16 protein-coding genes are annotated in these 26,904 nt (G+C 70.0%); 4 read left to right on the top strand and 12 right to left on the bottom strand.

Annotated features, from left to right (window positions below; genetic code table 11):
- Positions 1-39: 39 nt before the first annotated feature.
- Positions 40-1,239: a hypothetical protein gene (locus AB0C46_RS37240; RefSeq protein ID WP_362833543.1), complete on the top strand. Its 1,200-nt coding sequence runs from the start codon at positions 40-42 to the stop codon at positions 1,237-1,239.
- Between the two features lie 132 nt (positions 1,240-1,371).
- Here AB0C46_RS37240 and AB0C46_RS37245 read toward each other — a convergent pair whose 3' ends face one another.
- The 9 genes from AB0C46_RS37245 to AB0C46_RS37285 all read right to left on the bottom strand — a co-directional run bounded on the left by AB0C46_RS37245 (position 1,372) and on the right by AB0C46_RS37285 (position 14,329).
- On the bottom strand, positions 1,372-3,603 hold the full coding sequence (locus AB0C46_RS37245) for a hypothetical protein (protein WP_362833544.1): 2,232 nt from the start codon (positions 3,601-3,603) through the stop codon (positions 1,372-1,374).
- Positions 3,604-3,862: 259 nt separating this feature from the next.
- Entirely contained in the window at positions 3,863-5,608 is a 1,746-nt protein-coding gene (locus AB0C46_RS37250) for a UvrD-helicase domain-containing protein (protein WP_362833545.1), read from the bottom strand.
- Positions 5,605-7,488 carry an AAA family ATPase gene (locus AB0C46_RS37255; protein WP_362833546.1) on the bottom strand — a complete coding sequence of 628 codons (1,884 nt, stop codon included), beginning with the start codon at positions 7,486-7,488 and terminating at the stop codon, positions 5,605-5,607. Before AB0C46_RS37255 ends, AB0C46_RS37250 begins: the two co-directional genes overlap by 4 nt.
- A 78-nt stretch (positions 7,489-7,566) precedes the next feature.
- Positions 7,567-7,740, bottom strand: coding sequence for a hypothetical protein (locus AB0C46_RS37260; protein WP_362833547.1), 174 nt, complete (start codon positions 7,738-7,740; stop codon positions 7,567-7,569).
- A gap of 134 nt (positions 7,741-7,874) precedes the next feature.
- Positions 7,875-8,939 (bottom strand): hypothetical protein, encoded by a 1,065-nt coding sequence (locus AB0C46_RS37265; protein WP_362833548.1) that lies wholly within the window; start codon positions 8,937-8,939, stop codon positions 7,875-7,877.
- Between the two features lie 92 nt (positions 8,940-9,031).
- Positions 9,032-10,171 carry an ATP-binding protein gene (locus tag AB0C46_RS37270; protein WP_362833549.1) on the bottom strand — a complete coding sequence of 380 codons (1,140 nt, stop codon included), beginning with the start codon at positions 10,169-10,171 and terminating at the stop codon, positions 9,032-9,034.
- Between the two features lie 35 nt (positions 10,172-10,206).
- Complete coding sequence (locus AB0C46_RS37275) at positions 10,207-12,429, bottom strand: transposase (RefSeq protein WP_362833550.1); 2,223 nt, start codon at positions 12,427-12,429, stop codon at positions 10,207-10,209.
- Positions 12,426-13,064 (bottom strand): TnsA-like heteromeric transposase endonuclease subunit, encoded by a 639-nt coding sequence (locus AB0C46_RS37280; protein WP_362833551.1) that lies wholly within the window; start codon positions 13,062-13,064, stop codon positions 12,426-12,428. Before AB0C46_RS37280 ends, AB0C46_RS37275 begins: the two co-directional genes overlap by 4 nt.
- A 254-nt stretch (positions 13,065-13,318) precedes the next feature.
- Complete coding sequence (locus AB0C46_RS37285; RefSeq protein ID WP_362833552.1) at positions 13,319-14,329, bottom strand: TniQ family protein; 1,011 nt, start codon at positions 14,327-14,329, stop codon at positions 13,319-13,321.
- Positions 14,330-14,554: 225 nt separating this feature from the next.
- On the opposite strand from AB0C46_RS37285, the gene AB0C46_RS37290 reads away from it, so the two are divergent.
- Both AB0C46_RS37290 and AB0C46_RS37295 read left to right on the top strand, forming a co-directional pair.
- The gene (locus AB0C46_RS37290) at positions 14,555-16,873 is read left to right on the top strand and encodes a Helicase associated domain protein (RefSeq protein WP_362833553.1); all 2,319 of its coding nucleotides are present in this window, start codon (positions 14,555-14,557) and stop codon (positions 16,871-16,873) included.
- A gap of 218 nt (positions 16,874-17,091) precedes the next feature.
- Positions 17,092-17,676, top strand: coding sequence for a zinc ribbon domain-containing protein (locus AB0C46_RS37295; RefSeq protein WP_362833554.1), 585 nt, complete (start codon positions 17,092-17,094; stop codon positions 17,674-17,676).
- Here AB0C46_RS37295 and AB0C46_RS37300 read toward each other — a convergent pair.
- Together AB0C46_RS37300 and AB0C46_RS37305 are read right to left on the bottom strand one after the other, a co-directional pair.
- A complete protein-coding gene (locus AB0C46_RS37300) occupies positions 17,626-20,820 on the bottom strand; it encodes an SNF2-related protein (protein ID WP_362833555.1) in 3,195 nt (1,064 codons plus the stop codon). The genes AB0C46_RS37295 and AB0C46_RS37300 overlap by 51 nt on opposite strands.
- Before the next feature lies 1 nt (position 20,821).
- A complete protein-coding gene (locus tag AB0C46_RS37305) occupies positions 20,822-22,534 on the bottom strand; it encodes a DUF262 domain-containing protein (protein WP_362833556.1) in 1,713 nt (570 codons plus the stop codon).
- A gap of 123 nt (positions 22,535-22,657) precedes the next feature.
- Between AB0C46_RS37305 and AB0C46_RS37310 the strand changes: the two genes are divergently transcribed.
- Positions 22,658-23,443, top strand: a complete 786-nt coding sequence (locus AB0C46_RS37310) for a hypothetical protein (protein ID WP_362833557.1) — start codon at positions 22,658-22,660, stop codon at positions 23,441-23,443.
- 523 nt (positions 23,444-23,966) lie between these two features.
- Here the strand turns inward: AB0C46_RS37310 and AB0C46_RS37315 are convergent.
- Entirely contained in the window at positions 23,967-26,414 is a 2,448-nt protein-coding gene (locus tag AB0C46_RS37315; protein WP_362833558.1) for a Helicase associated domain protein, read from the bottom strand.
- Positions 26,415-26,904: the final 490 nt, after the last annotated feature.

A 26,904-nucleotide genomic window follows, 5' to 3' on the forward strand; every position in this document is an offset into this window, starting at 1 on the left:
CCATGACGCGGGCGCACCGCATCGGGGAGGAACACGACGTTGAGCACCGTATGGGCCCGGGTATGGCAGTTCCGGGTGCAAGGGCCGATGGTGACCGCCACCCAGGTCGGACAGGGTGACCTGGGGGTGGGACTGGCCCGGCTCATCCACATCAACGCGCTCGCCTGCGACCTCAACAGGGTCGTCGACTACCGCACCAGGCAGCTCGAGGTCCGCCTTCTGGCCAGCTATCTCGCAGCCCCCGGCGCCGGTGCCCCGCTCCAGGTCGATCACCGGGCATTCGTGGCGAGCTCGCGGCACATCCGCAGCTTCGTCACCGAAAGCTCAGGACTGGGCATGCTGACGGCGGCCAGCGAAGCCCTCTTCGCCTGGGACAACACGGCCCATGCCCTGCACAGTTTCGACGCACTGCCCGGCCGCATACTGACGGGCTATCAAAACGGCGGCATCAGACCGGACTTGCTGTTCCATCTGCCCGGAGGCAGGGTCGCGGGAGAGGCCCGGGGCCGGCACCGCCGCGCCAAGACACTCCTGCCGAAGCAGCCGCTCGCCGAGCAGAAGAGACGGCTGCAGGAACTCGCCCTCTGGTCGGCGTCCCACCGCGACCACGCCTACTTCATGAGCTGGGTCTGGATCGGCCGCTCCGGCGTCGCCGTGGATATCTTCCTTCCTCAGGACAAACGCTGGGACGGTGCACTGGACGACCGCTGGAAGCGGCAGGGCGGAGGCGGCCAATGGCGCTTTCCCGTGCGCGAGCGACGGCGCAGGCCACCAGAGGACCCCTCTGGGCAGATGCCGGCCGGCGATCCCGCACCGCCGTCGCCCACCACACCGCCCAGCGCACCATCCGCCCCACCGCCCGACACGGACGCACCGCAGGACGCGATGCCGCTGGCCGCTGCCCGCGCACAACCTGCGGCCGACCTGCTCTCACGGACCGGCCGTATGGTCCAGCGGCTGTACGACACCGCGCCCGCACTCGACGCGGAACTCGCCGGCATTCCCGTCCGCGGCGCCTGGGTGCCAGCCGACGCGCTGGGACCTGCCCGGCACGAGGTGCTGCTGGCCGTCCTGGCCGAACAGCCCCCGCCCCAGGCGGGTGTCCGGGAGCGCCTCGCCCGGGCCGAAGGCCGCTTCGACGCCTGCCTCGACGGACGCTTGCTCACCGTCGTGCGTTCCGCAGCCCAACCGCCCCCAGCCTGGCAGGACGTGGAACAGGTGCTGTTGAGCCCGGCGTGACACACCGGCACCCAAGCCCGCCCGGAACCCGGCAGGGGTGCCCGACGGCCGAGGCGTCCAACCGGCGCTGCGAGAGGCCCGCCGGACGCCGGGGCAGCCTTCCAGCGCCGAGCGCCGCAGCCCTGTCCTCGGTCATACCGATCCGGACAGCTCACCCATCAGAGCAGCAACCGTCCGCCGCCACTGGCGGGCTTCCTTCCGCAGCGGGAACCACGCGTCGGCAGTCCGCCGGTCAAGCTCGGCGAACTCCGTCAGCTGCGCCGCCAGTTCAGCACTGCCGGCGCTGCCGACCGCTGCCGAGCGCACCTGGTCGGTGAGGCTGTGTAGCCGGTGCGCGGCGCGGTAGTAGGCGACCTGATCCTGGCTGAGACGGCGCACGGCATACCCGCCGCACTTACTGCACGGATCGAAGCCCTTGTTGTCCAGCAACTCCGCGATGCTCACCAAGTCGTCGTCGCCGGTGACACCGCGCTCCGGACGCCGGTGCTTGCAGTCGGGGGAGTGGGCCCGGCCCTGATAGCGGCCCTCCGCGTCCGAGGTGTAGACCTGCACTTTGGCGAGCACGCCCAGCGGCAGCCCCGACCCCTGCCGCCACCCGGTGCCGGTGTCGTGTTCGAAGGGCTCCAGGTCCAGTTGCTCCATGGCCAGCAGACCGTGCCAGACCGCCGACACGAAGGGACGGCGCGGAAAATCCCGGTCGTCATACCCGACAGCCTCCAGCCGGCGCAGGTCGGCCACGCCGCGGGCCAGAGCCAGCGAACGCAGCGCGTGATCGGTGTCGCGTCGCCCCTCGCGCAGCCGCACCAGCACCCGTTCGCCTTCTGTCGAGCTCAGATGGCTGCCGAACGCCTCGTGATGCGGATCGTGGATACGGGCGGGCCAGACCGGCTCCTCCTGCCCGGAAGAGGGCTGGCGGGGCGCGAAGAGCGCGTCGGGCAAGTCACTTGCACCGGCGACGATGCAACCCTGCCATCCTGAGCTGCACCGTTCCTCCAGAACGCTCAAGGCCACGACCTCAAGCCCGCCGTCGACGGAGAACACCACGTACAGCTGTTCGGCATCCCGCATCGCGGTGCGCAGCGCGCGCAGGTGCTCGCTGGTGACCGGTCGCCTGCTGTGGACCGGCGCGTCGTCGAACACCCCCGGCCCCAGCCCCGATCCGGTCCCAGGCCGCGGCTCTGCCGGGGACGGCGCCGCAGGCTGTCCGGCCTCGGCAGTCTCCGGCTCGCTGTAGGAGAGCGTGTGAGGGTGAGTCAGAAGCCGCACGGCCACCGGCTCCGGCACCCGCAGGGTGAGGACGGACTGCGGCTCCCAGACGGTGCCGGCCGTGTACGAGGCGAGCACCCCCAGTTCCCACTCACCCAGCCGGTCCACAAGTGACCTGCCAGAACCGCGCTCCGCCGCATCATCAGGAAAACGAGCGACCACAACCCGCTCGCCGTGTCGCCCGCCGGCCGCCGTTCGGACGTCGGCCTCCCAGCCGGCCACCACCGCCCGGGCCCGATCCAGTATCTGCTTGCGTCCCTTGCGGCGGCTGCCCATCGTGTCGGTCAGGTGATGAACCACGTACGTCTGCTGCTGCGGGTCGTCCCAGCTGTCCTCGACCGCGCTGCGCCACCGCCGCCACAGCTTCAGCAGCAGCCGGCGAGCCTTGCCGGGGCCGCCCAGCGGCGCGAAGGCCGGCTCGTCGGCGGGAACATCCGGTTCCGTCATGGCAGCCGCCGCGGCAGCCGCCAGCAGCGCCCTTTCGACGACCAGCAGCCGGGCCTGCTCCTGCAGGACGCGCAGATACCCGGCTTTTGCCTCAAGAGCTTCCCCGGCCCAGGCCCGCAGCCAGGGAAACAGCGCCAGTTTCCGGTGGGTACGGTGCATGCTCGCCAGCGCGCCGCCCCATTGCCGCAGCACCGACTCGCGTACACGTTGGGCCTCTTGCCGCTCCTCCCACGTGCCGTCCTCGTCGTCCTCCGCGTCGTCCTGCTCGGCAGGGACCGCCGGACCGTCGGCCACGGGCGTGTACAGCACAGCGGCCGCGTGCCGGACCTCTTCGTCGCTGAAGGTGTCCTCGTCCGGTGCGCGGAAGCTGTCCAGTTCATACAACAGACCCAGCCCGGTCACCGTGTCCAGGAACACCGCCAGCCCTGTACCCGGACGTGCCCAGGACCCGTAGGTGCCGCACTGCGGGCACATCCGGCCTACCACAACGGCATCCAGATGTACCGTCCGTTCGACGCCGTGAGCCGAGCGCAGGTACGAACACGAGGGTTTGGCATGCAGTTTCGCCTGCTTGCCCTGCCCCGACCATACCGTGATCGCCGTGCCCTCGAACGGGCCGAGTGGCACGTCCGGTGTCAACTGACCGTGCATTGCGCTGGCTCCCTCGTGAGCGAACTTCGTCACCGGCCCAAACCATCGTGACCAGGCCGAAGTTGACCCTAGCCCGGTCCTCGCCGAGTCCGGCACGGCTACGGCCTATTGATCTCAAAAGCGCACAAGTAGATAGACTTCATCCGCCGCCGATGTCGTCATGCCGGCGCTGCAGGCCGGCGATGCTCACTGCGCTGCCTTCCGGGTTTCTCCCCACGCTGCCTGTCTCCGTACCGGGTCAGGCAGCATGAAGGAGATCTCATGCGACGCGGGCCGGTACCTGGTCCTTGGCCAGCAGTTGGGCCAGCGCGTCGGTCTCGTCCTCGGGTACGGCGATGGCGGCCAGGCGGCGTGCGCGGGTGACGGCGACGTACCAGACACGCAGGACCTCGTCGGTGGCCGGGTCTGCGGTGGCCCAGCGCTGGACGCTTCCGGCATCGGGCAGCAACAGCAGGACGCCGTCTGCTTCGTCGCCCTTGAGCTGGTGGACGATGTTGGTGCGGATACCGGTGGCCACCCGGAGGCGCGACACGGTGGGTTTTCCGGCGGGGCGGCCCTTGCCGCCTTGCGGAGCAGCCCCGGGAAGAGCGGGCCAGGCCTTCATGGCCTGCCAGACCTGCGGCCCCCATTCCCGGTGGGGCGCAGGCAGGCTGTGCAGGAAGGCGAACGCCGTGCGGTTGACCTGTCCGGCCGAGAGACGGTGGCCGGCCATGATGCGGTCGGGGCCGCCGGTCTCGCCCGGGTACCAGTACCCGAACAGGACGCGCACGGCGACCGCGCAGGCCCGGGCGAGGTCATCGCCGCTGGCGCCCGGGGTGTGGGTGACGGTGCGGGCCCAGCCCAGGCTGGTGATTGCTTTGGTGTTGGGCTTTTCCCGGGTGATGCCCGGAAGGGTGGCGTACTTGTAGGCGGTCGCCAGGCAGTCCTTGGCCGGGACGGCGTACTCCTCGGCCAGCGTGCGGAAGGCGTCGACGATGCCGGCACCGGTTGGGGCGTGCAGGTGCCGGCTGCCGGAGTCGGCGAATCGGGTGGGCAGCACGAGGACGGGGATGTCGTCGTCGCGCACCACGGAGGTGTCCGGCGGACGTTGCCCCGTGCGCAGGGTGGACGCGAGCCGGCAGATGACGGGGGAGCTGCGCCAGTTGCCGGTCAGGCGGTGCGGGGCGGGGGAGAGCTGAGCGGCGAAGGACTGGAGAGCCTGGGGTTCGGCGCCGCGCCAGGCGTAGATGGCCTGGTCCGGGTCGCCGACGAGAACCAGCGGCAGGCCTGCGTCGTGCAGCAGCTGAAGGATCGCCAGGTCGGCGGCGGAGCAGTCCTGTGCCTCATCGACGACGACTTCCGCGAACCGGGAGAGCAGCGGGGGCAGCAGAGCGGTGGCGGTCTTGGCGTGGCGCAGGTTCCACAGGGCCAGGACCCGCGCCTCGTGCCCGGTCAAATAGCCTTCGTCACACCACGCCTTGCGGGTCTCGAAGATCTTCTTCTCCCACTGCGCGCGGCTGTAGGAGGTGTCCTTGATGAGCTGGCGGGTGTCGTAGTCGAGCTTGTCCCAGGCAACAGCCTCGCGCGCCTCGCTGTAGGAGGGATCTACCGTCATGGGGAAGCGGTGCAGGTTGATCTCCCGGTCCGCGCCCTCCACTGGGGCCTTGATGCTCGCCCAGGATTCCAGCAGACGGGGCGCCGGCTGGGCCGCCCGCCGCGGCTTGACCAGGAACTCCCACAGGAACGAGTCGAGCGTGCCGATGAAGTGCGGCGCCTGGACCAGATCGGCGCGGCCCGCCGAGCGGCAGCGCCGGGCCATCTGGTCCCGCGCCACCCGTGTGAACGAGATCAGTGCCCGCCCCTTCCGCAGCCGCCGCCGGGGCGACTGCAGATGCCGGTTGGTGATCACATGCGTCTTGCCCGCGCCCGGGCAGGCAGCCACATACGCAGGCGCAGCCACGACCATGGCGGCCTGCTGCTGCTTCTCGGCGTCGGCCCGTACCGGATCCTGCTGAGGCGTCGTCATGGCGCGCCCACTGCGAGCGTGCTCGTGTCCTGGGCGGTGATGAAACGGATGGCACCCGCCAGGTACTCGGGCACCGTGAACGGCACCACCCGGTCGGCCAGTATGTCGGCGAGTTCCTGCGCGAACCGGCCCTTGGAGATCTCGGTGCCCTTCAGGATTTCTCCGTCCGTGCCGGTGACGGTCCGGCTGGCCTTCGGGACGAACAGCTCCCCGAACGCCAGGGCGGGATCCGTCGCCTCAACGACCTGCTTCCAGCGGTCCTGCGAGTGCGGCGCGCAGCGCAGGAACGCCGCCCGCAAGGCGGTGATGTTGTTCTGCGACCACAGGGCCGGCTCCAGCGTCCTCGGCGCCGCGGCCAGGTGCAGCTCGCCAGGAGAATGCCAGCCGCGCGGCAGCTTCCGCAGCGACTGCAGCCGGGGTGGTTCCGGCTGATCGGGTGCCACGTCCGTGTCGGTGATCAAGGCAACCCGCCGGCCCAGACAGATGCCGTCAACGGGTGCCAGCAGCACCCGCAGATAGACCTCGAACCCGACACCGTCCACGATCACCCGGGTGGTGCCGAAGAACCGTTCCACCGCCTCGAACGCCTCCCGCTTCGCCGGCGCATCGGCGTCCTCGTCTGCGGCGAGGACCCGCTCGGCCAGAGCCGGCAGCAGCAGAAGCTCGGAAATGCCCTCCACGAGGATCGCCCGCGACGCGAACAGCAGAGCACTCTTGGTGGCATCGAGATAGCGGTCCAGATGCCGCACCCGGTCCGGGCTCAACTGCAGCCGGGGAATGGGCAAAGGCCGCGCCCGCCAGCTGTCCGACAGCTCACCCGGGCAGCGCGCCATGACCACCAGGTCCTGAACGCTCGCAGCGGCCGACAGGATGGGGGAGTGGGTGGTGACCACCACCTGCAGATGCCCGGCCGGCTCAGCCGGATCTCCCGACGGCTGCCGGCGCGAGGCGCGCGCCCGCCGCTGCAGGTAACGCAGCAGCAGGGTCTGCAGCTGCGGATGCAGGTGCGCCTCGGGCTCCTCGACCAGCAGCACGGTCAGATCCGCCTCTGCCGCCGCGTCCAGCTCGGCCATCACCGTGGCGATGAACAGGGTGTTGGCGTAACCCAGCCCCGAGGCCGACAACGGGAATGGCGCGGCGGAGACATCACCCAGCAGCATGCGCAGCGACCGGGCGATCGACGCGAACGTCGGCTCGGCCAGGGCCAGTTCACTCGCCTGGGGATGCGCGCCGACCGTCAGATCCCGCAGCGGCTGGTTGATCTTCTCGCTGACCTTGACCACGTCCGGGTCCGCTGCCACCTTCTTCAGCTCGGTGCCGATCCGTTCCACGAAGGCATCGGCCTGCTCGTCATCGCCCAGCAGCCCGCGAAGGATCATCCGCACCCGATCCCCGCCCGCCGAGGCCAGCTCCCGCTCGGCATCGCGCAGCGCTGGCAGATAGACATGCCGCACACCGCCCCGCGCCGGAGGGTCCCCCGTGACCGGAAGGCCCGCGCCCTGCGCCCAGACGGTGCTTCCACGCCGCCCGCCCGTTTGCGGCGGCGTCCAGGACACCTGCCACCGGGCGGTACGGCTGTCAGGAGTCCCCTGGGGCAGCAGCGCCTCGAGATACGCGCCGCTTTCCTGCGGGCCGATGCCGGCCACGTCCAGTTGCAGGCTGGGGCCGCCCTGCGCGGCCGCGGTGGTGAGGACATCGGACTCCTCGAAATACCGCACGCGCCGCCCGTCCAGGGGGTCCGTGAGCAGCCGGAGCGCGTCGATCACGGACGACTTGCCCGCGTTGTTCTCCCCGACCAACACCGTCACTTCCGGCCGCAGCGGAATCTGTACCCGCTCGCACGACCGGAACCGCTCCACCAGCACCTCGGCCACGTACACTGCCCGCCCCCGTCCCCGGCATGTCACTCTGAGGAATAGCGATCATCGGATAATAGTGGGCATTGTCTGGCGCAGCGTTCAGAACTCGTCGTAACCCAAAGCGGTCAGCGCAGATGATGGCCCGCGCCACAGGAAGGCCAGCTGCCGTGAGGCCGGGCCCAGCTGCACGTGAGCTGCGAACCGGGCGTCCAAGAGGAACGCCATGTACATCACCAGGCGCTGCAGGTAGTCGTCTTCGAAGCCGATCCGCAACAGCGCCGTGCCTGGTGATGCCCGTCGGCACGACCACCCTCGCTTCCCGCAGGCCGGGGCTGGTCTGTGGGGGAAGGCCCGGCCCGGTAGCTGCCCAAGACAGCGGTCACGGGTGCCGTGGGGTGCGCAAGCGTTCAGAACTCCTCATCACCGGGCTCCGTCAGCAGTCCGAACTCCGGCTCGTAGCGCAGCAGGGACTGCACATAGCCGTTGTGGAACTGCCAGCCCTGGCGCAGTACCGTCCTGACCGGCGCGAATGCGAGGTTGCCGACCCTCCGGCTGGCGCCGAGCGTGGGAACCGCGGTCTGCCCGGGCTCAAGAGAGGGGATCTCCACGATCAGGCGGTGCCCGAGACCCGGCACATAGACGTGCCACGGCGCCAACTGCGCCGGCAGGTAGCCTGGGTAGGGCCGTTCCTCCATGGACGTTCCGTCCAGCTGAAGCTGGCGGCGCAGGATCTGCGCCAGCTCCGGCCGGTCGCCGCTGCTGGCCGGGATCACACGGTGCACCGCCCGGGACTCCATACCCGTGCGGCGCAGATGCCCGCAGATGTCCTGGCTGGGGCCCACAGACTCGCGGTACACCAGAAGACCGCAGGAGATCGCCATCCACGTGAACAGCAGGGCACGGAACTGCAGGTGCTCCGGGAGCGCGGGGTCATCGGCCTGCACCGGCCAGAAGTCGGGCTCGGTGTGGACCTCCTCGTGGAAGGTCAGCCCTCCGTGGATCATCAGCATGCTCGGCTCGGTGATGCCGGCGCGCACACAGGCTGCCGTATCCGTCCACCAGGACCACCAGGTGCCACCGTCATAGGCGGGCCCCCAGGACACGGCCCGCAGCACAACACCCCTCTCGATGTGCACCGGCGGCTCTTCCCACACCATCAGTCCGGATGGCGAGGGCACAATGCTGGCGATCTGGGCGATGCACGGGACGTCTATCCCCGCGACGCTCGCGGCGGCTTCCCGGGTGATGTAGAACAAGTCCGCTTTGCGTAGCCGACGCCTTTCCGCATTGGCCAGGGCGGCCGCCTGATCCTCCACCCGCTCAAGTGCCGCCACGGCGGGCGGCATCAAGAACGTCACTCCCTCCTGCTGCAGCATGTCCGCCCACGTCTGGGGCGGGTTGTAGCGGAGGAAGTCCAGTGTCTGCAGCCACAGGGCATGCACGTCCTGGATGCCGGTCAGCTCCACGCTCATAGTGGGCTCGATCCTGGAGAGGGATGCTGGCGGAAACGGTGCGGGCGCGGGGGGCGGTTGTAACCTGTGCCGCCCGGTGCTCGCGGGCGTGGTCAGCGGCTGGGCAGGATCTCTTCCCGGCCGATGCGGATGGCCTGAAGGTGCTCGCGGGTGATGTCCTCGGTGCCATCGAGGATTGCGGCGACGGCGGCGCCGCAGATGAGCTGGGACAGGTAGAGGAAGTAGCCGCCGGTGCGGTCGTGCAGGTACTGGGCGTGCCGGGTGAGAACGTCCTTGCTCAGCTTGCGCATGCGCAGGTTCTTTTCGTAGCCCTTGAGCACGGCCAGGAGGGGCTCCTGGTTGTCATCGCTCCAGGGCAGCGGGTCTACCCAGGTGACCGGCAGCAGGCTGCGCACCTTGTGTTCCTTGGCCACTGCCGCCTTCAGGTCGGATGGAGTGGCCCCCGGCTGCAGCCGCTGGTGGGCGGTCCACAGCGCTTCGTCGCGGCGGTCGCAGCCTTTGCGGGCGGCATGGACGATGTCGGTCGCGCCGGTGCCGCAGAAGATGGTGGTGATGCCCAGCCGGGTGCGCAGGTAGTCGAAGTAGTGCAGGATCGGGCCAAGTTGGGCGGGGGAGACCCGCTGGATGTCGTCGACCAGCAGCAGGCGGGTCTGCTTGCGTTCCATGACGGTGTGCACGGGCAGGGACAGGTCGGGGATGCGGCGCGGCTGACGGGCTTCCGCCTCGCTCTTGGGCTCGGGTGTCAGAGCAAGGAAGGAAGCGATCTCCCATATCCAGTTGAGTTTGTTCTCCGGGTCGTGCGGGACGGTGATGTGCACGACCGGGATCCGGTCGCTGAAGTGTTTTTCGACCCTGCGCTGCAGCTCCCGGCCGATGAGCCGCAGCAGGTATGTCTTGCCGGTGCCGGCCGGGCCGTCGATCACCATGTCCAGCAGGCCCTCGTACCGGTTGCCGTTGACACCGAAGGTTCCTCGGGCCCGCAGCAGACAGTCTTCCAAGAACGCGGTCTCGATCATCAGCAGATGGCGGTGGTAGTCCACCCGCGGGTCGTCCACGTCGACTTCCACGTCCGCGGGAGCGCAGTCCAGCAGGTCGGGTGGATTGAACTCGGTGCGCACATACCGGTCCCAGCCTTCCCAGGAGAAGATCCATGCGGGCAGGGGCGGCGTGGTGCGCACCAGGTGGGCCATCTCGGCCCGGGCATCGGATGCGGCGGGCGCGGTGGTCTTCATACGGCTCTCCTCGGCGGGTGAAGCGAGAGGCGGGTTCATGCGGGCGCAGCGGTGCCGGCCGGCGGGTCGTCCTCGGAGCCGGCCGGGGCCCAGGTGGGCAGGGTGTAGCGGCCGTTGCCGACATCCCGGGCTGGCACGGGCAGCGAGGGGGCGGCGGGAACGATGTCGGGGTCCAGCGGCGTGGCCGGCGCCGCGGAGTCGGACGCGTCGCCGGTCTCGGGGCGGATCACTCCGCGGAACGGCAGGCGGGGCTCGGCCGCCTGCCGGGCCATCGGCCCGCGGCGGGTGCGGCGGTGGCGCTCCTTCACGGCCAGGGTGATGGCCACCTCATCCTCGCGGCTGCCGCCGCCCAGCGCCCATTCCTCGGCGGCGTCCTGCCAGTGATAGTGCGTCCACGGCAGGTCGGCCAGCATGTGCCGGTAGAGGAACTCCACCGGGATCCACCTGCCGCTCAGCCGTTGGTCATACAGCCAGGCGACGCCGGGATAGTAGGGGTTGTAACGGGCCTCCCACCGGCCGTTCTTGTGCGCGAGTCCGGAGTCGAGGCCCTCCAGATCCCGCAGCCGCCCATCGAGGGAGCGGTAGGTGCGGTTGTCGATCTGGACGCCCTTGTCGGTGACCGTCACCCAGGCCGGCACCAGCAGCTTGCGGTTGTCCTCGGCCGTCAGCTGCCGGGGCCGGTAGCCGTCGCTCGCCACCAGCCGGTCGTACATCTGGTTCGGGGACAGCACCATCCCCGGATACAGGGGGCTGCGCAGCCCCTCGTGCGGCTGCTGCTGGTAGTCGAGCGCCACCCATTCCTCGGCCGCGGCCTGTACCTGGTTGATGCTGAACAGGCGCTGGCGTTCGACGCCGTAGCCGCGCTGCTCGAAGCTGCGGCCCGTCCAGCCCTTCACGAACTGGCTAAAGGTGTCGGCGAAGCCGTGGAAGAAGGCCTCGGCCAGCGGCTTGTCGGTGGGCGTGTCCTTGCGGGCGTATTCGATGCTGATGCCCAGGAAGCTGCACACCATCTTGAAGTGATCGCTCAGATAGGGGCTGCCCTGGTCGATGACGATGGTCCGCGGGTGGATGACCGGGCGGGCCGCGACGGCCTCGGCGAAGCGGGCGTCGGCCGCACACAGCTGGCCGTAGGGCAGGGCCGAATTGCGGGCCGCGGTCAGCGGGTCCCAGCCGGGCCGCATGGTCAGCGGGGCGAAGCACTGCGCCAGCAGCAGCACCAGATCGAACGCCTTGGTGGCGCGGCCCCCGATGCGCTGCCCCGGCTTTCCCTCCCCGGTCACCACGGGAACGATCATGAGGGCCGTGCAGGAGCGGGAGGCGACATCGATCGCGGCGGTCAGCTCGGCCGAGACGGCGCGGCCGTCGTCCCCGATCACCTTGATCTTCAGCGGAGAGGTGTCGATCTGTACCAGCTGGCCCGGCCGCAGCGCCACCGACGGCGTGTACGGGCGCCGCGGCTTGCTGGCCTCGCGTGAGCGCCGACGCGTGGTCTTCTTGAGCTGCTCGGTCAGCCCGAGCTCCTGCATCCGGGTGTAGAACGTCGAGCGGGGCAGCAGCAGCCGCTCCGCCTCCCGAGGATCCTGCAACTCCCAGCGGTAACGCTGACGGACGAGGGTCTCGACGTCCTCGTACACGCGGTTGACCCGGCCGCCCGACTCGCGGGCGTGGCGGGCGGTGACCTCGTGCATCAGCGCGATGACCCGCTTGTCGGTGCGGCCGCCCGGGTCGGGGGTGCGGGTCTTGCGGCCGTCGTACAGCAGCACCAGCGGATTCTCGTCGGCCCCCTTCCAGGCGCGGCGCCGGTCATCCAGCGCCCGCCAGCTGAACTTTATGCCGACGGCGGCGAGTTCGGCCGACTTGGTCTGGCAGCGCTGTTTGAAGGTGGTGGTGTCCGGGTCGTAGCCGGGGCGGGCCGTGGTGGAGCCGGGCCGCAGTCCGGTGTGGAGTTCTTTCATGTGCTCGTGCCACCACAGGGCCTTCTCGCGCTCTGCCGGGGTGGCGGCCTCCAGCAGCTCGCCCAGCGCGGGCAGGCATGCGCGGGCCACGTCCTGCCCGTCGTTGTCGAGGACGGCGAAGTCCGGGGCGCTTTCCACCTCCCGCCACAGCATGTCCACCGGCGCCACATCGCCCGACTGCGGCCGCAGGGTGATCTGCCGCCCTTGGAAGGCGCTGACTTCCCACACGCCACCGCGCCAGCGCACCAGATCCCCCAGGCAGACCCGGTCGGTCTCGAACCAGCCCGACACAGTGCCCGTCATCGCTGCCCCCTTGCCGCCCAGACCGGGGAGAAGGGCAGCAGCGGCCGGCTCCAGTCGATGTCCAGAAGACGGCGCCAGATGAGCTGGTACACATGGTCGTGACCGAGGAACTCGGGCACTCCGCTGGCCAGGACGCCCTCCTTCAGCGGGCGCGGTCGTCGAAACGCGGCCAGCAGGGCACGCTCATGCGCCTGATCGCAGACGGCAGGCTGCCGGAAGTCCGCCACGAGCAGCAGGTTCTCCCGCCGCACCCCGTGCGGGACCGGGCGCACGCACACGCTCCAGCCGGCCTGAGCGGCGACCTCGCGCAGGGCGGCCAGGCGTTCGCGCCACTGCGGGCCCATCCGGTGCGGGGCGAGCACCACGGCCTGCCGCTGCTGGTCGCGGGTCAGGGCGATGAAGTCCGGCCGCCACCGGTGCCGGATGCGGCCCTGCTCCCAGTGCAGTTCGACCGGCTCCCCGGCGAAACGGCGGATGGCGGGATCGAAGTCCAGCTCGGTGGCCACATAGGTGCGCCGCTTGGACCCGCACACCACCAGCGTGCTGGTCGTCGCCGACCACCAGTCGGTGAGCTTACCCTGCCGGCCGTGGTAGGCGACCGGATCTGTAGGCGGCTGGCGCTCCTCCAGCGCCACCCCCCCCACAGCGCCTCGGGTGCGACACACACCAAGCGGCCATCGTCGTCGAGATGCCACGCCCTCACCTCACGCACCCGGCGCCTCCCTCCGCGTCTGCCCGCCGGAGCCGTCGCCCCGAACCAGGCCGTGACGCCAGCCTGGCCGTCTCCCGCCCGCAGCGGTCAGTGCACCGAAGCAGGCATCACTCGAACGGGTGACACCCCCTTGACAAACCAGCCTCCGGTCAACTCGCCCTTGACAAAGGCCAGTTCTCAGGCCATGCAGGAGCGCTCGCGCAACGAGCCGGACGGCTCAGCGAGTCGGCTGTGCCCCACGGCCAGCACCCGCCGACGGCGCCGACGGGCACCACCGGCACCGTCGGCGAACGAGGCCGCAGCTGGCTGAGCATGGTGATCCAGCCACTGCGCCAGCTCGCCCCAGCCGTCCACGTCCTCCAACCCCCAGCCAGCCATCAGCTGCTGAACGTCCTGCACCCACACCGCCCGCGCCGCAGGCGTGCGCTCGCCGCGCTGCTCGTAGCGCAGCATCTCCCGCGCCAGCTGGACGGCCTCCGGATAGGTCACCAGCGGGCCGGTGCGCAGCTCCCGCCCCTCCAGTCCCGCCCGCCAGGCCCGCTGCGTCCAGCTCCACACGTCCGGCGTACGTTCCCACCAGCGCGCCACCATCTGGAAGCCGTCGGCGAACAGCTCCGCTCCCGCCGCCCCGAAGCGGCGCTCCAGCCGCAACCGGTCGGCGTGCGCACGCACCACCTCCGGCAGTCCCTCCAGCCGCACCACGTGCGGGTCCTGGCCGCGGTGGTCGTCCGTGAATCGCCGGTGACGCAGGCACACCCGCCACGGATCCGGCCCCATCAGCCACGCCGCCTCACCCACACCCCGGGCAAGGGCGCACAGGTCGCAGCAGCGCACCACATGCCCCCCACGGACCTCGAACGGCCACTGCCAGCGCGCCGGATCATCTCCCGGCAGCAGGAAACGAGCCTGGAGGTTGGTCAGGGCCAGCTGCAGCCGGTGCGGTGTCCGGCCGGACAGCACCGCCAGATGATCCAGTGCCGCCCGGTTGACATACAGCTCCGCCAGGGCCGGCAGACGAGGATTGACCGGTTGGCGGCCCGTGCCCACCCGGTCCAAAAGATCTCCGAGCTCCAACTCGTGGGCATGTGCCAGGCGATTGACGAACGAGCCGGTCGACTCGCCGGCCAGGTGCGGCACGGGGACCCGCAGCCGCAGGCGCGGTCCCCATACGCCCGTCCTGTCTGCCATCGCACCTCCCACCAGGACCGCATGCGCCACAGGCCGGCCGCGCGCGGCCCGGCCGGGATCACGCGCACAACGCAACCTCCGCATCCCAGTCCCGACCGCGCACGGCCGCAAGCCCCCATCACCCGTTCGAGTGAAGTGCGGGCGTCTGTGCACTGCAGGGCGGCAGGCCCCCTTCCACCCTCGAGGAGGACCTGACTGCCTCAAAAACCCGAAAGGAGCACGGCTATGGCCGAGTTACCACGGTTGCGTACCCCGCTGCGCCCGTTCCAGCAGCAGGCGGTCGACAACTGCGTCACCGAGTTCCTCCTCGGTGCGCCCCGCTGCCGCGTCGACTCCCCGTGCGGCAGCGGCAAGACCTTCATCGCCCTCAACGTCGTGCACCACATGGCGCCCACGGGCACCTCCGTGAACGTCGTGCCCACGCTGGAACTGCTCGAGCAGACCGCCCGCGAGTGGCACAAAGAAGGCCGCCCCGGCCGCTACCTTGCCCTCAGCGGAGATCCGGACCTGCCCAAGGACCCGGCCCTGCGCGGCATCCTGACCGCCGTCACCACCCCTGCCGCACTCGCCGCGGAGATCTCCCAGGCCGACGGCCCGGTCAGCGTCTTCGCGACCTACCACTCGCTGGGAAAGATCGCCGAAGCCCACCGGCTGTTCCACATGCCGCCCTGGGACGTACTCGTCAGCGACGAGGCCCACCGCACCGCCGGCAACCTCGCCAAACCCTGGGCGCTGCTGCTGAACAGCCAGCAGATCTTCGCCCACCACCGGCTCTTCGTCACCGCCACCCCCCGCAACTTCGAGTCCAACACGGGCCAGGACCTCCCGATCGACATCGAAGTCGCCTCGATGGACGACCTGAACCTCTACGGCCCGGTCGTCTTCCGCCTCTCCCTGGCCGACGCCATCGACCAGGGGCTGCTGGCCGACTACCGCATCGTCGCCATCGAGGTGGAAGACGCCGACCTGCGCGCCATCCTCAACCGCAACCCGATGCTCGCCGCCGACTCCGAAGGCCTGCGCATGGCGGCCGCCGAGGTCGCCCTGCTGCGCGCCATGCACGACTACGACCTACGACGCGCCCTGGTCTTCTCCCCACGGATCAAGGCCGCCGAGGTCTTCGCGGAAACCCTCCCCGAGACGGCTGCCCTGATGCCCAAGCGGATGCAGGGCCCGCTCCAGGCCGGCACCGTCAACTGCGAGCAGAGCCGCTACGAGAGGCTCACCCAGGTCAGCGCCTTCAAAGAAGCCTCCCTGACCTCCAGCGACAAAAAGCCACTGCGGGCCGTCCTGACCAACTGCATGATCTTCGCCGAAGGCGTCGACGTCCCCGCCATCGACTCCGTCCTGTTCACCAGCGCCAAGACCAGCACGTACCAGATCGTCCAGGCCGTCGGCCGGGCCCTGCGCCCGGTGCCCGGCCAGAACAAAGTCGCCCACATCATCATCCCCGTCTACAAGGCCCCCGGCCAGGACCTCGCCGACGCCGCGAAAGGCACCCGCTTCTACCTGCTGCAACAGGTCCTGTCCGCCCTCAAGCTCTACGACGAGCATGTCTTCCACCGCGTCCACTACCTGCGCCACCCCAAGCCCACCGACCCCCTGCACCCGGTGGCGCGCCCCGAACGCGCCGACGAACTCATCCCCCTGCTCAGCCTGTACGCCGAAGACCCCCACAACTGCATCTGGGAACTCGGCCTCGAAAGCGCACGCCGCTACCGCGAACAACACGGCCACCTCAAAGTGCCCAGCAGCTACTGCGGCCCCGACCGCTTCTATCTCGGCTGGTGGCTGGGCAACCAGCGCTCCTTGCGCATGAACCACAGCCTCAAGCCCGAACGCATCGAAGCGCTCGACGCGCTGGGCATGATCTGGGCACACCCCCGCACCAGCATCGAGCACCGTTTGGACATCGCCCGCGACTACCACGCCCAGCACGGCCACCTCTCGCCCGTACCAGGGGAACGCTTCCGGGGCATGGACGTCGGCCGCTGGATCAACACATGCCGCACCAAGGCCCGCCGCGGGCAACTGCCCTACTGCTACCAGCGGGCCCTCACCGACATCTACCCCTGGTGGGACGCCGGCTGGGACAAGCACGGCCACTGGCGGCGCATCTACGCACGCGCTCTCGCAGCCGCCCGCCGCGGCGAACTGGCATTTCCCGACCTCACCCCGGACAGCGACGACCGACCGCTGGAGCAGTGGCTCGACAAGCAACTCCAAGTCCTGCCCAGCCTCAGCTCCGCTCAGCACAACCTCCTCGGAGCCCTGCCACTCCACCACCCGCTCGCCCTGCTGCTGCGCCCGCCCCGCAGCCAGAGCGAACGCGCCTTCGCCCACGGCCTGCGCCACGCCCACGCCTACTGGCGCACCCATCAGCACCTCAACGTCCCCTACGACCATGTCGTCTGGGACCGCGGCAGCTCCTTCCGCCTCGGGGAATGGCTCTCCGACAAACGCCGGCGGCCCTACCGTCTGTCCCGCGAACAGCTCGATGCTCTCGAAGCACTCGACATGCGGTGGACACGAACGTTGGTATAAAGCGGCCGCGACCGGCGCTCGCACGTATCTGTGCGGGACCGGCGGCATGACCTATCTCGACCAGAGCCCCCGGGCCTTGTCCGCCCGCCTTCAGGCCCTGCCGGTCGGCGCCATGCCGACACCGCTCGGCGCGTAATCCGAAGGCACCGCCGGGTTGCCGTGGGCGGCCGGAAGCGAAGCCGGGCGGCCCGGGGTAGCCCGGATCCCGGCTCCGCGTCATGTCCGCCCGGGACGTACCGCTGAACGTCCCCAGTCGCGTACGACTCCGCCGTGCACCATCGCGTCCCGACGCATCTCGGTCACATGCCCTCTTGGCTCCGGGCCGGGAGCCAAGGCAGGCCCGCACGCGGGTGCGGCGTCCCGGGGACAGGCTCCGGCCCGTCAGACCGCCCGCGAGCTCTGCGTGCCTGCACCGGGATCCAGACGATCAGTGGATACTCACGGCTTCAGCCGGGGGAGGCACACCGCGAGACGACGGGAAGAAGCCGCTGCACGTGCGCACCTGGCGGTGCGGCGGCTGCGGTACTGAGCATGACCGTGACCTCAATGCGTCGCGTGTGATCTTCGCCGCCGGGCAGGCGGAGAGGCTAAACGCCCCTGGAGGGCCGGTCAGCCCTGGAGTGGAAATCCCACGCCAGGCACGGCCGTTGAACGGGGAACCCACCCGAAGCCCAAGCCGGTCACCACCGGCCGGCTGGCGGGAATCCCCCTCCTTTGGGAGGGGGAGGATGTCAACGATTCTGTGCCGGAGGTCAGGAAGCCGGGGTGGCGTTGCGGTCAGGCAGGAGTATCCAGGCGGTTAGCTGGATGCGCTCGCCGGCGGGGTCGTCGGTGACGCCGTGCGCCGTGGCCACCTGCTGGCGGGCGTAGTCGAGGAGTTCCCAGACCAGCTGGATTTCGGCCGGGGCGACATGCGGCTGGGGTGCGAGAGGCACGGCGTGCTGTGTGCAGGCGTCGAGCCACTGCTCGAGATCAAGATGGGCCTGCTCCAGGCAGCGGGCGGCGTCCAGGGTGATGGCCTGGTGGCGGGGGTGCCCGTGGACGCGAGCGAAGGCGGTGATGCGCCGCTGGTCGGGTGGCTGGAGGACGGTGAAGCAGTAGACGACGCCGGGGACGTCGAAGTGGCCGGGGTGGATGGCCCCGCACCACAGCGGCAGTCGGTCGAGGGCGTCTTTGAGGCGTGGTTCGCGCAGGGCGCGGGCGAGCCAGACCCGCTGGTGTTCGGCGAGCGGGAGGCGGCCGCGGCGGGATGGCGGATGGTCGATTTGGTCGATCAGGTCGACGAAGTTGCGCGGTTCGACCGGGGCGCCGGGCAGCAGTTCGCTGGGGGTGCCCACGCAGGCGGCGGCGACGCGGGTCTTGGCCATGAGCCGATCCACCAGCCGCAGGACGAGATCGAGCCCGACGTCCGGCAGCACGGTGTAGGACGTCACGTGGGTGTGCGGGGAGCCGAGGCGGTCGATGCGGCCCAGCCGCTGCTCGAGGATTTTCGGGTTCCAGGGCAGGTCGTAGTGGATGACGTAGCTGGCCTGCTGGAGGTTGACGCCCTCGGCAAGCATGTCGGTGGTGAGCAGGAGGTCGTAGAGGTCTTCGGGGATCTCGGAACCGATCTCGCCGGTCAGGTTGGCGGCGGTCAGTGGTGCGAATTGCCCCAGCACTGTGGCGATGTGCGCCTTGGAGGGGATCTCGGTGTCGCCGAGATTGGCGATGCGGCCCTGGAGGAGGTCCAGCGGGCCGCCTGCGGCTGCGGCTGTTTCCAGGCGCTTTCCAAGATCCGCTGTGGTGACGCGGGAGCTGGCGAACAGGACGGTCTTCGCGGACGACAGCCCGGCGCAGATCCGGGCCAGGAGCCCTGTGATGACGTCGGGCTTGGGGTCATGAGGGACGGCTGCGGCAGCGGTACGGGCAAGGTGTTCCAGTACCTCGAGGTCGTGTTCGAGGTCGGCTCGCATGGACGCCACATCGAAGTCGGTGGCCTGCCGGTAGCGGAAGTCCCGTCCCGTCGTGTGCGCGCCGGGCGGAGGGCGTTCGCCGCCGAGGTAGTGGTCGACGAGTGTGTTGTAGTCCAGCTCTTCACCGTTGTGGGCCACCTGCCGGGTGGGGGAGTCCAGCAGCTCGCGGATCTCCTTCTTGAGCCGGACGGGCACGTAGACGCGCACCCGCCCCCGGTCGAGTTCGTCGAGGGCGGTGCGGGTGCGTTCGGCCATGTGGGAGGCGGTTGCGGCGAATGCGGCGACGGAGGACTCAATGCGTTTGAGCAGACCCATGCGCAGCAGGCCGAGCAGCAGGGGCAGCCAGCGCGGCTCGTCGGGATCAACACGTAGATAGGTGGTTGCCTTGTAGGCGGCCAGCCGCAGGGTGGCCACCCGCGGCGTGGGCCCGCGCAGCTTCTCCAGGTCGGTGAGCTGGTCCTCGGACAGGGCATTGTCGTGGCCGACCGCGTCCAGCACATCACCGAACAGGACTTGCAGCGGCGGCGGCAGGCTGTAGCGCACCGGAACCTGCCGCACGGTGGGGAATTTGAGCCGGCGTGCCTCGCGGGCGTAGGCCTGGACGATGAAGGGCCGGGTGCGGCGCACCATCAGCCGGTCCAGTTCGGTGTGCAGCCGCTCCAGGTCCCGTTCGTCGAGCATGTCCGCGTGCTCGCACAGTTCCTCCAGCTCGTCGAAGGACGGACGGAGCCGTTGCACCGGGTCGTCGGATTCGTCCCGCAACGGGGCGACGATCTTGAGGAGTTGGGAGAGGTCACGGCCCCGGTTTTGTACCGGGGTCGCCGACAGCATCAGGATCTTCGGCCGCACGGGTTGCCGGGCGAGCAACTGCATGAGCGCCCACCGCCAGGTGTTGCTGTTGCGCAGGGCGTGCGCCTCGTCCAGCACCACCAGCCCGTAGCGGCGCCAGGCACTGTCGTTGCCCCGGCGCATCAGGCGGCGTACCCGCAGCAGCAGCTGCGGGTAGCTGAGCACGTGCACGCCGTCCATCTGCCACTCGTCCAGCCGCCTGCGCCACACCGACTGCTTGATGTGGGCCGGGCACACCACCAACACCGGTCCCGCGCCAGTCAGGGTCAGGCGGCGGATCACCTCCCCGGCCATGTAGGTCTTGCCCAGGCCGACCTCGTCGGCCAGCAGCGCACCGCCGTAACGGTCCATCACCGCCAGCGCCTTGGCGACCCCGTCGCGCTGGAACGTCTTCAAGGACAGCGGCGAGGGGGCTGCGTTGACCTCGTCACCGAAACGGGCCAGCAGCATCCGCAGATACACCAGCTCGGCTGGATACGGGCACAGCCGCTCGTCGATCAGCGCAGCCAGGTCGTAGGAGGCGCCCTGCTGCCAGAACCGCTCCACGACCTGGGCCACGGCCCGGCTCTGCCGGGCGTTGTGTGCGGCAAGGCCGAGCTCGCCGCTGGTGCACAGCCCCGGCAGGGTCAGGTTGAAGGAGCCTGCCACTGCCCGGCACCGGCCCGAAGCCGTGACCTCCACCAGTGCTTTGGCATGCAGGAACCGGTGCTCCCAGCGCCGGCATTCCGCCCCGGGATGGCGCAGCCATTGCCGGATCTCATACAGCCGCCAGGCGCTGGCCGCCGTGGTGGGAACGCCATTGAGCTCGGCGCGCAGTGCCTGCTCGCTCTGCCCCAGTGCCTGGGCGACCCGTCTGCGGTCCTCCGGCGGTCCGGCGGGCTCGATCAGTGCGGCCCGCCCGGTCGGCTCCGCACCGATCAACAGCCGCACCGGCGTGCCAGCCTCGACCACCCGCCGCAGGGCGGGCACCAGCAGCTCCAGCCCGCGGAAACTGATGTATCCGGCGGTCAGTGTCAGGCATCCGCCGTCCCGCTCCGCCTCGCGCAGCCAGCCGGTCAGCAGCCCGGCGACGCTCTGCCCGTCCTCGTTGGTATACACCCCGGCCTGCCGCCACTGCGGACCGTCCGGCGGGAGGGTGGAGGGCATGTCAGACCTCCTCTCCCCGGGGGACGGCCAGCGGCCCGATGGCCTCGAGGAACGCGTTGACGGCATCCGTCATGGCCTGCGCCCGCAGCTTCAGCTGCTGCTCCACCGGCACGGCCACCGCCCCGCCGACCGGGGGCGCCAGCTGGTGCGCGGCCAGGATGCCCGGGGGCACGTCCAGATCTTCGAACACGGTCCGGTTCCACCCACCGCCGGCCTGGATGCGTTCGGCGCTGGCGTCGCCCAGCAGCGCCCAGGCCGCCAGGCTGAGCTCTTTGCCTGCATCGGGCCACAGCAGCCGCGGCCGCATCCGCGGGTCGGGAAAGACCATGGCTGGGTCGGCCAGGTCGACCACCGGACCGCAGATGCGGCGCGCGCAGGCCATCGCATACAGCGTGCCGGCCGCCCCCAGCAGCTGCCGCTTGGACGCCCACGGACTGCTCAACTCCTCGGCCTGCAGCCTAGAGGCGTGCACGGGAGCCATCTGCCCGGCCAGCAGTGCGGCGGCTTCCTGGAAGGACGCACAGGCCACGACGGCCTGGACGTCCCGGCCAGGGCGCGCGGGCCGGGGGCCGCCGGGGGAGAACTGGGATGCGGCGGCATGAGCCAGCCACTGCCAAGTGAACGGGGAGGCGGCCGCCTGGGGGAAACGGTCGAACAAGGCGCACAGCACCCGCACCATGGGAGGCGACCACAGCACGGCGTCGCTGGTGATGCCGTGGCGGTGAAGAAAGGCGATGACCTGAGTGACGGACTGCTCGGTCCGCTCCATGGCCCGGCTCACCGCATCGCGCTGCGCCCACCGTCCCTGGGCCCGGCGGGCCTCGCGCGGCAGGAAGTCCTGCAGGACCAGGCTGAGCTGATGGCGGTCGAGGCAGTGGGCAAAGCCCGCCGTGCGGGCCCTCTGCACGAGCGCATCGACGTGCTCGCGCTGCAGTTCCTCGAAGGCGATGCTCAGGCTGCACAAGGAGCGCTCCTCGGGCTTGAGCGAGGGGTTGCGGCGGATGAAGTTCTCCGCCGCGTCGGCCCATTCGGCCGCCAGCCACTCCACCGGCAGCACATAGCGCAGCAGCCCGGCCCGCAGCTCCAGCGCCTTCTCCACCAGGGCATCGGTGGGGTTCAGGCTCGCCTCCTCCAGCAGGGAGCGCACCTCACCGCCGGCGACCAGATCGGCGAGCCGGACGTGCCGCACACGGCCCGGCTGGTGGGCACGGAACTGGATGCGGCCTGCGGCGGTGAAGCGCGCCGCCACCTCCAGAGCCGGCCCGCCTATGTCGCTCCAGCGTTCCTCGGGCATCCAGGCCGGGCGCCGTCCGAAGGCCCCCACGTAGGAGGTGCCGCGCTGCTGGCCGTCCAGGATCCACCAGCGTGGCCGCCCGGCCAGCGTCTGGTAGCGGCCTGCGGCGGGCCGGTGGCCCACCGGCGGTTCCCAGATCAGCAGGGAGCCGACCCGGTAGCCCCGGTACAGAGAGTCGATCAGCCGCACGGAGAAGGCGGGCCGGATGCACAGAGCCCGCTGCATCGGAGGAAGGTCGTACGCCCCGCCCTCGGCCTCGTCCAGAAACCGCTTTAGCTCAATGCCGGTGTCCCTCACCCCACACCTCCAAAGATAGAAAAATGAGACAAAAGGGACGGTAGCGGGAGGGTCTGACAATCCCCGGCGGACACGGCGGTCACCTCTGCGGCCCGCCCTCTCGGCGTCCTTGCCGCCGCACACTGTCTGCGCTGAGACGCCAGGAAACGCTGGTGCCGACGTCGGCCCGACTCTCGACCAGCTCAGCCCGGGTGCCCTGCACGGCCAAGCCCAGCGACCACCTTGGCGCCGGCAAGGGCCGCCCCTGTGCTGCCGTGGCCCATCGGTGAGGATGAGGAGGTGCAGGAGAAACGAGCCGAAGAGTACGGCCGGTGCGCCACGGTGCTGGATGTCGATTTCCAGGTCCCTGGTGCTGCCGCGATTTTCGATCAGGCGTTGACGAACGGGCTGGCGGCTATCGTCGCCCGCACCTGGCCAGGGCAGGAGACCGAGAAACGCAGGAACGGCGACCACCGGCTGAAGGCGGCATCACAGCTGCTGAAGATCATCGCTGAAGAATGCGACGAGGCCAGGGAGGGCATACGCGTTGTCCCGGACGCGGCCGACGAGCCGGAGATCGCAGTGGACGTGGCGACGCTGAACGACGCCCTGGAGCAGACCCAGCGGGTGCGGCACGCACGCGGTGTGGGCGAGTTGGAGGAGCGGCATGTCGTCGCACTGCTCGAACTTGATGACCACTCATGCCTGCGCCAGGTCAGTGAGGAGAAACGGGAAGCCGACTGGGTCAAGAACGAGATCCAGGACCGGTACGAGCGACTACGGGCACAGGACTACCTGGAACTGATCGGCGAGGAGGAAGCCGACCGGCGGAGCGCCCTCGCAGCCGACCACCTGCCTGCTCACCTGATCGACGGCATGGGCCTTGCGGACTGCCCCGTCTGCGGACGCGAAACCCTCACTGTCAGAGGCCTCGACGATTTCGGTGTCGGCTACGGCCCGGGCACGTGCCTGGTGTGCTCCTACGTCCGCAGCCCCGCCACCGCCCACGACCTGGCTTTGAACCACATGCTCGCCCGTCACCGTAACGACTGAGAACAACCGCCTCGTACTCCCTGGGCCGTCAGGGCACCCACGGCCCACTACAGCCGCAGGCGGCACCAGCAGTGCGGGAGTGGATGATCTGCATCAGCTCGGTGACTCTCGACTGCCGTCCCGATCCCGTCGAAGCAAGCATCAGAGCAGGTAACCCGACTCGCACCCGACAACGCGCCAGCCGCGGTCCCGCGCCCCTGCCCGGTCGGCCTTTAGGTCCTCGCACCGCCCGGGCTGGGCGGGGTTGTCGATCCGGTTCGACGGTGTCGTCTGCACACCCCGGCGCTCACCCAGCCGACCTACCGCACCGGGCGCCTGCTGGGATGGGGCTCTACGGTCGTAGTGCCTTGCTTGACGACAGGACGACAGGACGACAGGACGACAGGACGACAGGGCACGGGCCGCCCCCGCACACCGCGCCCTGGTCCGGGGGCGCCCCATTCTCTCCAGATCCCAGTCGGCGCGATCGAGGGTGATGATGGTGCGACGGCCGCGTACGTCGGCGGCCTTTACACGTGATTCCTCACCCCCACTTCAATCCGACGGCACTTAGCTCCTGCACCCGGTCAGGGGCCAGGCGTTGCTTGCGTGCCCGGCAGTTGGCGATAAACACTCCCAGCGCACGGTCGTCACCGTCCACGGTTTCCACGTGCTGGCGAGGGACATTCAGGTGTCCTTCCCGCTGGCGATATTGGCGGGCGGCGGCGAGGTTGTCGGCCCACATCTGCGCCCGCGTCCTACTCACGGCCCTCTGCCGGCCTGGCGCAGGTCCTGCCTGAGGCTGCTCCTGGTCTGGCGTCAGGTGCAGCACCTGCGTGAGCAGCCACTGCTGCGCGGGCAGCAAGCCGCCCCATACGGCAACGGTGCGCTGGACGCTGGCCCACCGCCCGAGGTCCTCGCCCTGGACGACGATCTCCCCGGGCACAGCGGGCAGTTCCCCGCCGCCGTTGACGTGGGTGCGGGCGAGGTGGAAGCACCGCTGCCAGGCGATGTCCCAGGCTGGGCACCACGCGGGATCGATCATCTCCAGCTCCCGCCACCGCCGCGCACTGTTGGGCCTCCCCGATGCCCGGCCCCCGCCAGGCCCGTTCTGCGCCGCTCGTTCTCGTCGCGCGGCGGCACGCTGGTCACGCAGCCAGATCCCCACGGGGTAGCCTTGCCAGGTTGCCTCGGTGGGGGCGAGGAGGTGCCCGTGTTCCCCCGCCCAGCAGCGCGCGGCGGCCAGGCCCTCGGAGAAGGCCACCTCGAGATGGGACCACACCATCCCGGCCGCATCCAGTTCCCTCACCCGTTCCTCAGCCAGGGTGCCCTGGCGGTAGGCGACGCGCTGCTTGGCGATCCACACCCCCAGCGCGAAACCATCGGGGGCGGTATACCCGTAGGGGACCCGCAGGTGCCTCTGATCGGCGGCGTAAGCCATCGCGGCCTGCAGCCCCCGACGCCAGTACTCACCCTCGGGCCGCAGTACACGCGCCCTGATGAACGCCGCCAACTGCACCGGATCCCGGGCCGTGGAGAACCGCAGCAGCCCCTGCGCCGCCCCGCTGACCGCCCCACCCGCTGCCCCGCCCGCGCCCGAGGCAGCCTTCCGGCTGGGGGACTGGGGGACGGCGAGCTGCTCGACGGCCTCGGCATCGTGCGCCCGCAGCGCGGTCAGCACCTTCACCAGATGCGTGTACGACCGCGAGGCCAGCATCTCGTCCGGCTCCTCACCCGGCTCCAGGAACACCGGCACCACCAGCGAGGCCACCTTGCCCTCCCCGGGCTGCATCCGCAGCGCCCGGCCCACCGCCTGCACCACATCGGGCGTCGAGCCCCGCGCATCCACGAACACCACCGCATCACACTCCGCGGTATCGACCCCCTCGCCGAGCACACGCGCCGACGACAGCACGCACAGCTCCATCACGGCATCCTCGACCACCCCCGCGGAAAAGGTCTCCAACACCTGCCGCCGGTGTACCGCCCGATGCTCCCCACACAGCCAGTCCGCCCACACCGCTCCCGCCTCTGCGAACGATCCCGCATCGGCCTCCCACAACGCCGAGGCCACCTGCCCCAGCCCGCCCGCGAAAGCCTCCGCCTCACTCGTACGGTGATGAAACGTCAGCACCCGCCGCAGCCGGTGCTCCGCAGCAGTCTTCAAAACCGCCGTCTGCAAGGCCGCCAACCGCACCCCCCGCACCTCATCCGTGAACGCCTCCGCACCCACCAACCGCACCGCCGACAGCTGCGGATCAGCAATATCCACGCAGACCACCTGGTACTGCGCGATCAGCCCCCGCTCGATCGCCTCCGACATCGTCAGCCGGTACACCACCGGCCCGAAGATCTCCTCATCGTCCATCGATGCCACCAGCTGCCCCGACCCACGGGCTGCCCCCTCCAGCCCGGGTACCTCCCACAACCGCGGAGTCGCCGTCATGTACAACCGCCGCACCGTCGGCAGCCGCCGATCGTCATGCACCACTGCCCACGGCTTCCCCAACACCCCCGCCGTCCGGTGCGCCTCGTCCACCACCATCAGATCCCAACGCCCCGCACCGGCCGCGTGAGCACGCTCCAGGACCCCCAGACCAGCCGCGGCATACGTGGCGAACACCGTCACCCGGCCCGCACCCGCGAGCCACCCCGCCAACTCACCCGCATCCGTAGTGCACCGCACCCCCACAGCAGCCTTCTCGCGCTCAGAGCACACCCCGAACAAGCGACCACCACGCCCGCCAGCACGCCATACGCCCACCATCTGACCCAGTAGGTCGAGCGTGGGCACCAGAACCAACACCCGTTCGGCACGGAGCCCCTGCGCTGCAAAAACCGCGATCAGGCTCTTGCCAGCTCCCGGAGGCGCAATCACCTGCGCACGCACCGCCGCGTCCGGCAGCTCTCCGCTCACCGAAGACCCGAGCGCGCGGACCACCGCATCAACTGCCTCGACCTGATGTGGACGGAGCCGCTGCTTCCTCGGCATGAGATCCCGCCTTTCGATCTACGGGGGCAGTGAGCCCTCAGGGTAGAGTCTCTACAGAGAAATTATGATGCAAGACCTCAAGTTGCGAGGCCATCGCACGCTACAATCGAGCGTGCCTCACACATGACAGCCCCTGCATCTGAACCCCGAAGACCCCCATCCCGCCACCAGCAGTATGGGAGACACTCAGAAGTGACGGCCCGTCAGAAACATGTGACGGAGCGTCAAGTGCCCGAGAAGACAAGAAGACAGACTCCGCACGCCTCTCCTTGTAGCGAGCCTTTCAGCAGGGGAGCGAAGCGGACCTGCCTCGAGGCGCGAAGCGGCTCGACCGGCGGCTTGCCGCCGGAACAGGCCCGCAACGCGGGCCTACCACATGTCAGTTGAAGCGAAGCGGAAACTGACAGGCGTGGCTTGCCACGCCTGCGCCCGCGGAGCGGGCGCATAGCCGGCGCAACGCGCCTGAGCGGGGTTCCCCGCTCGGTGCCGA

It is taken from the genome of Streptomyces sp. NPDC048637 (assembly GCF_040650675.1).
Classification (GTDB): domain Bacteria; phylum Actinomycetota; class Actinomycetes; order Streptomycetales; family Streptomycetaceae; genus Streptomyces.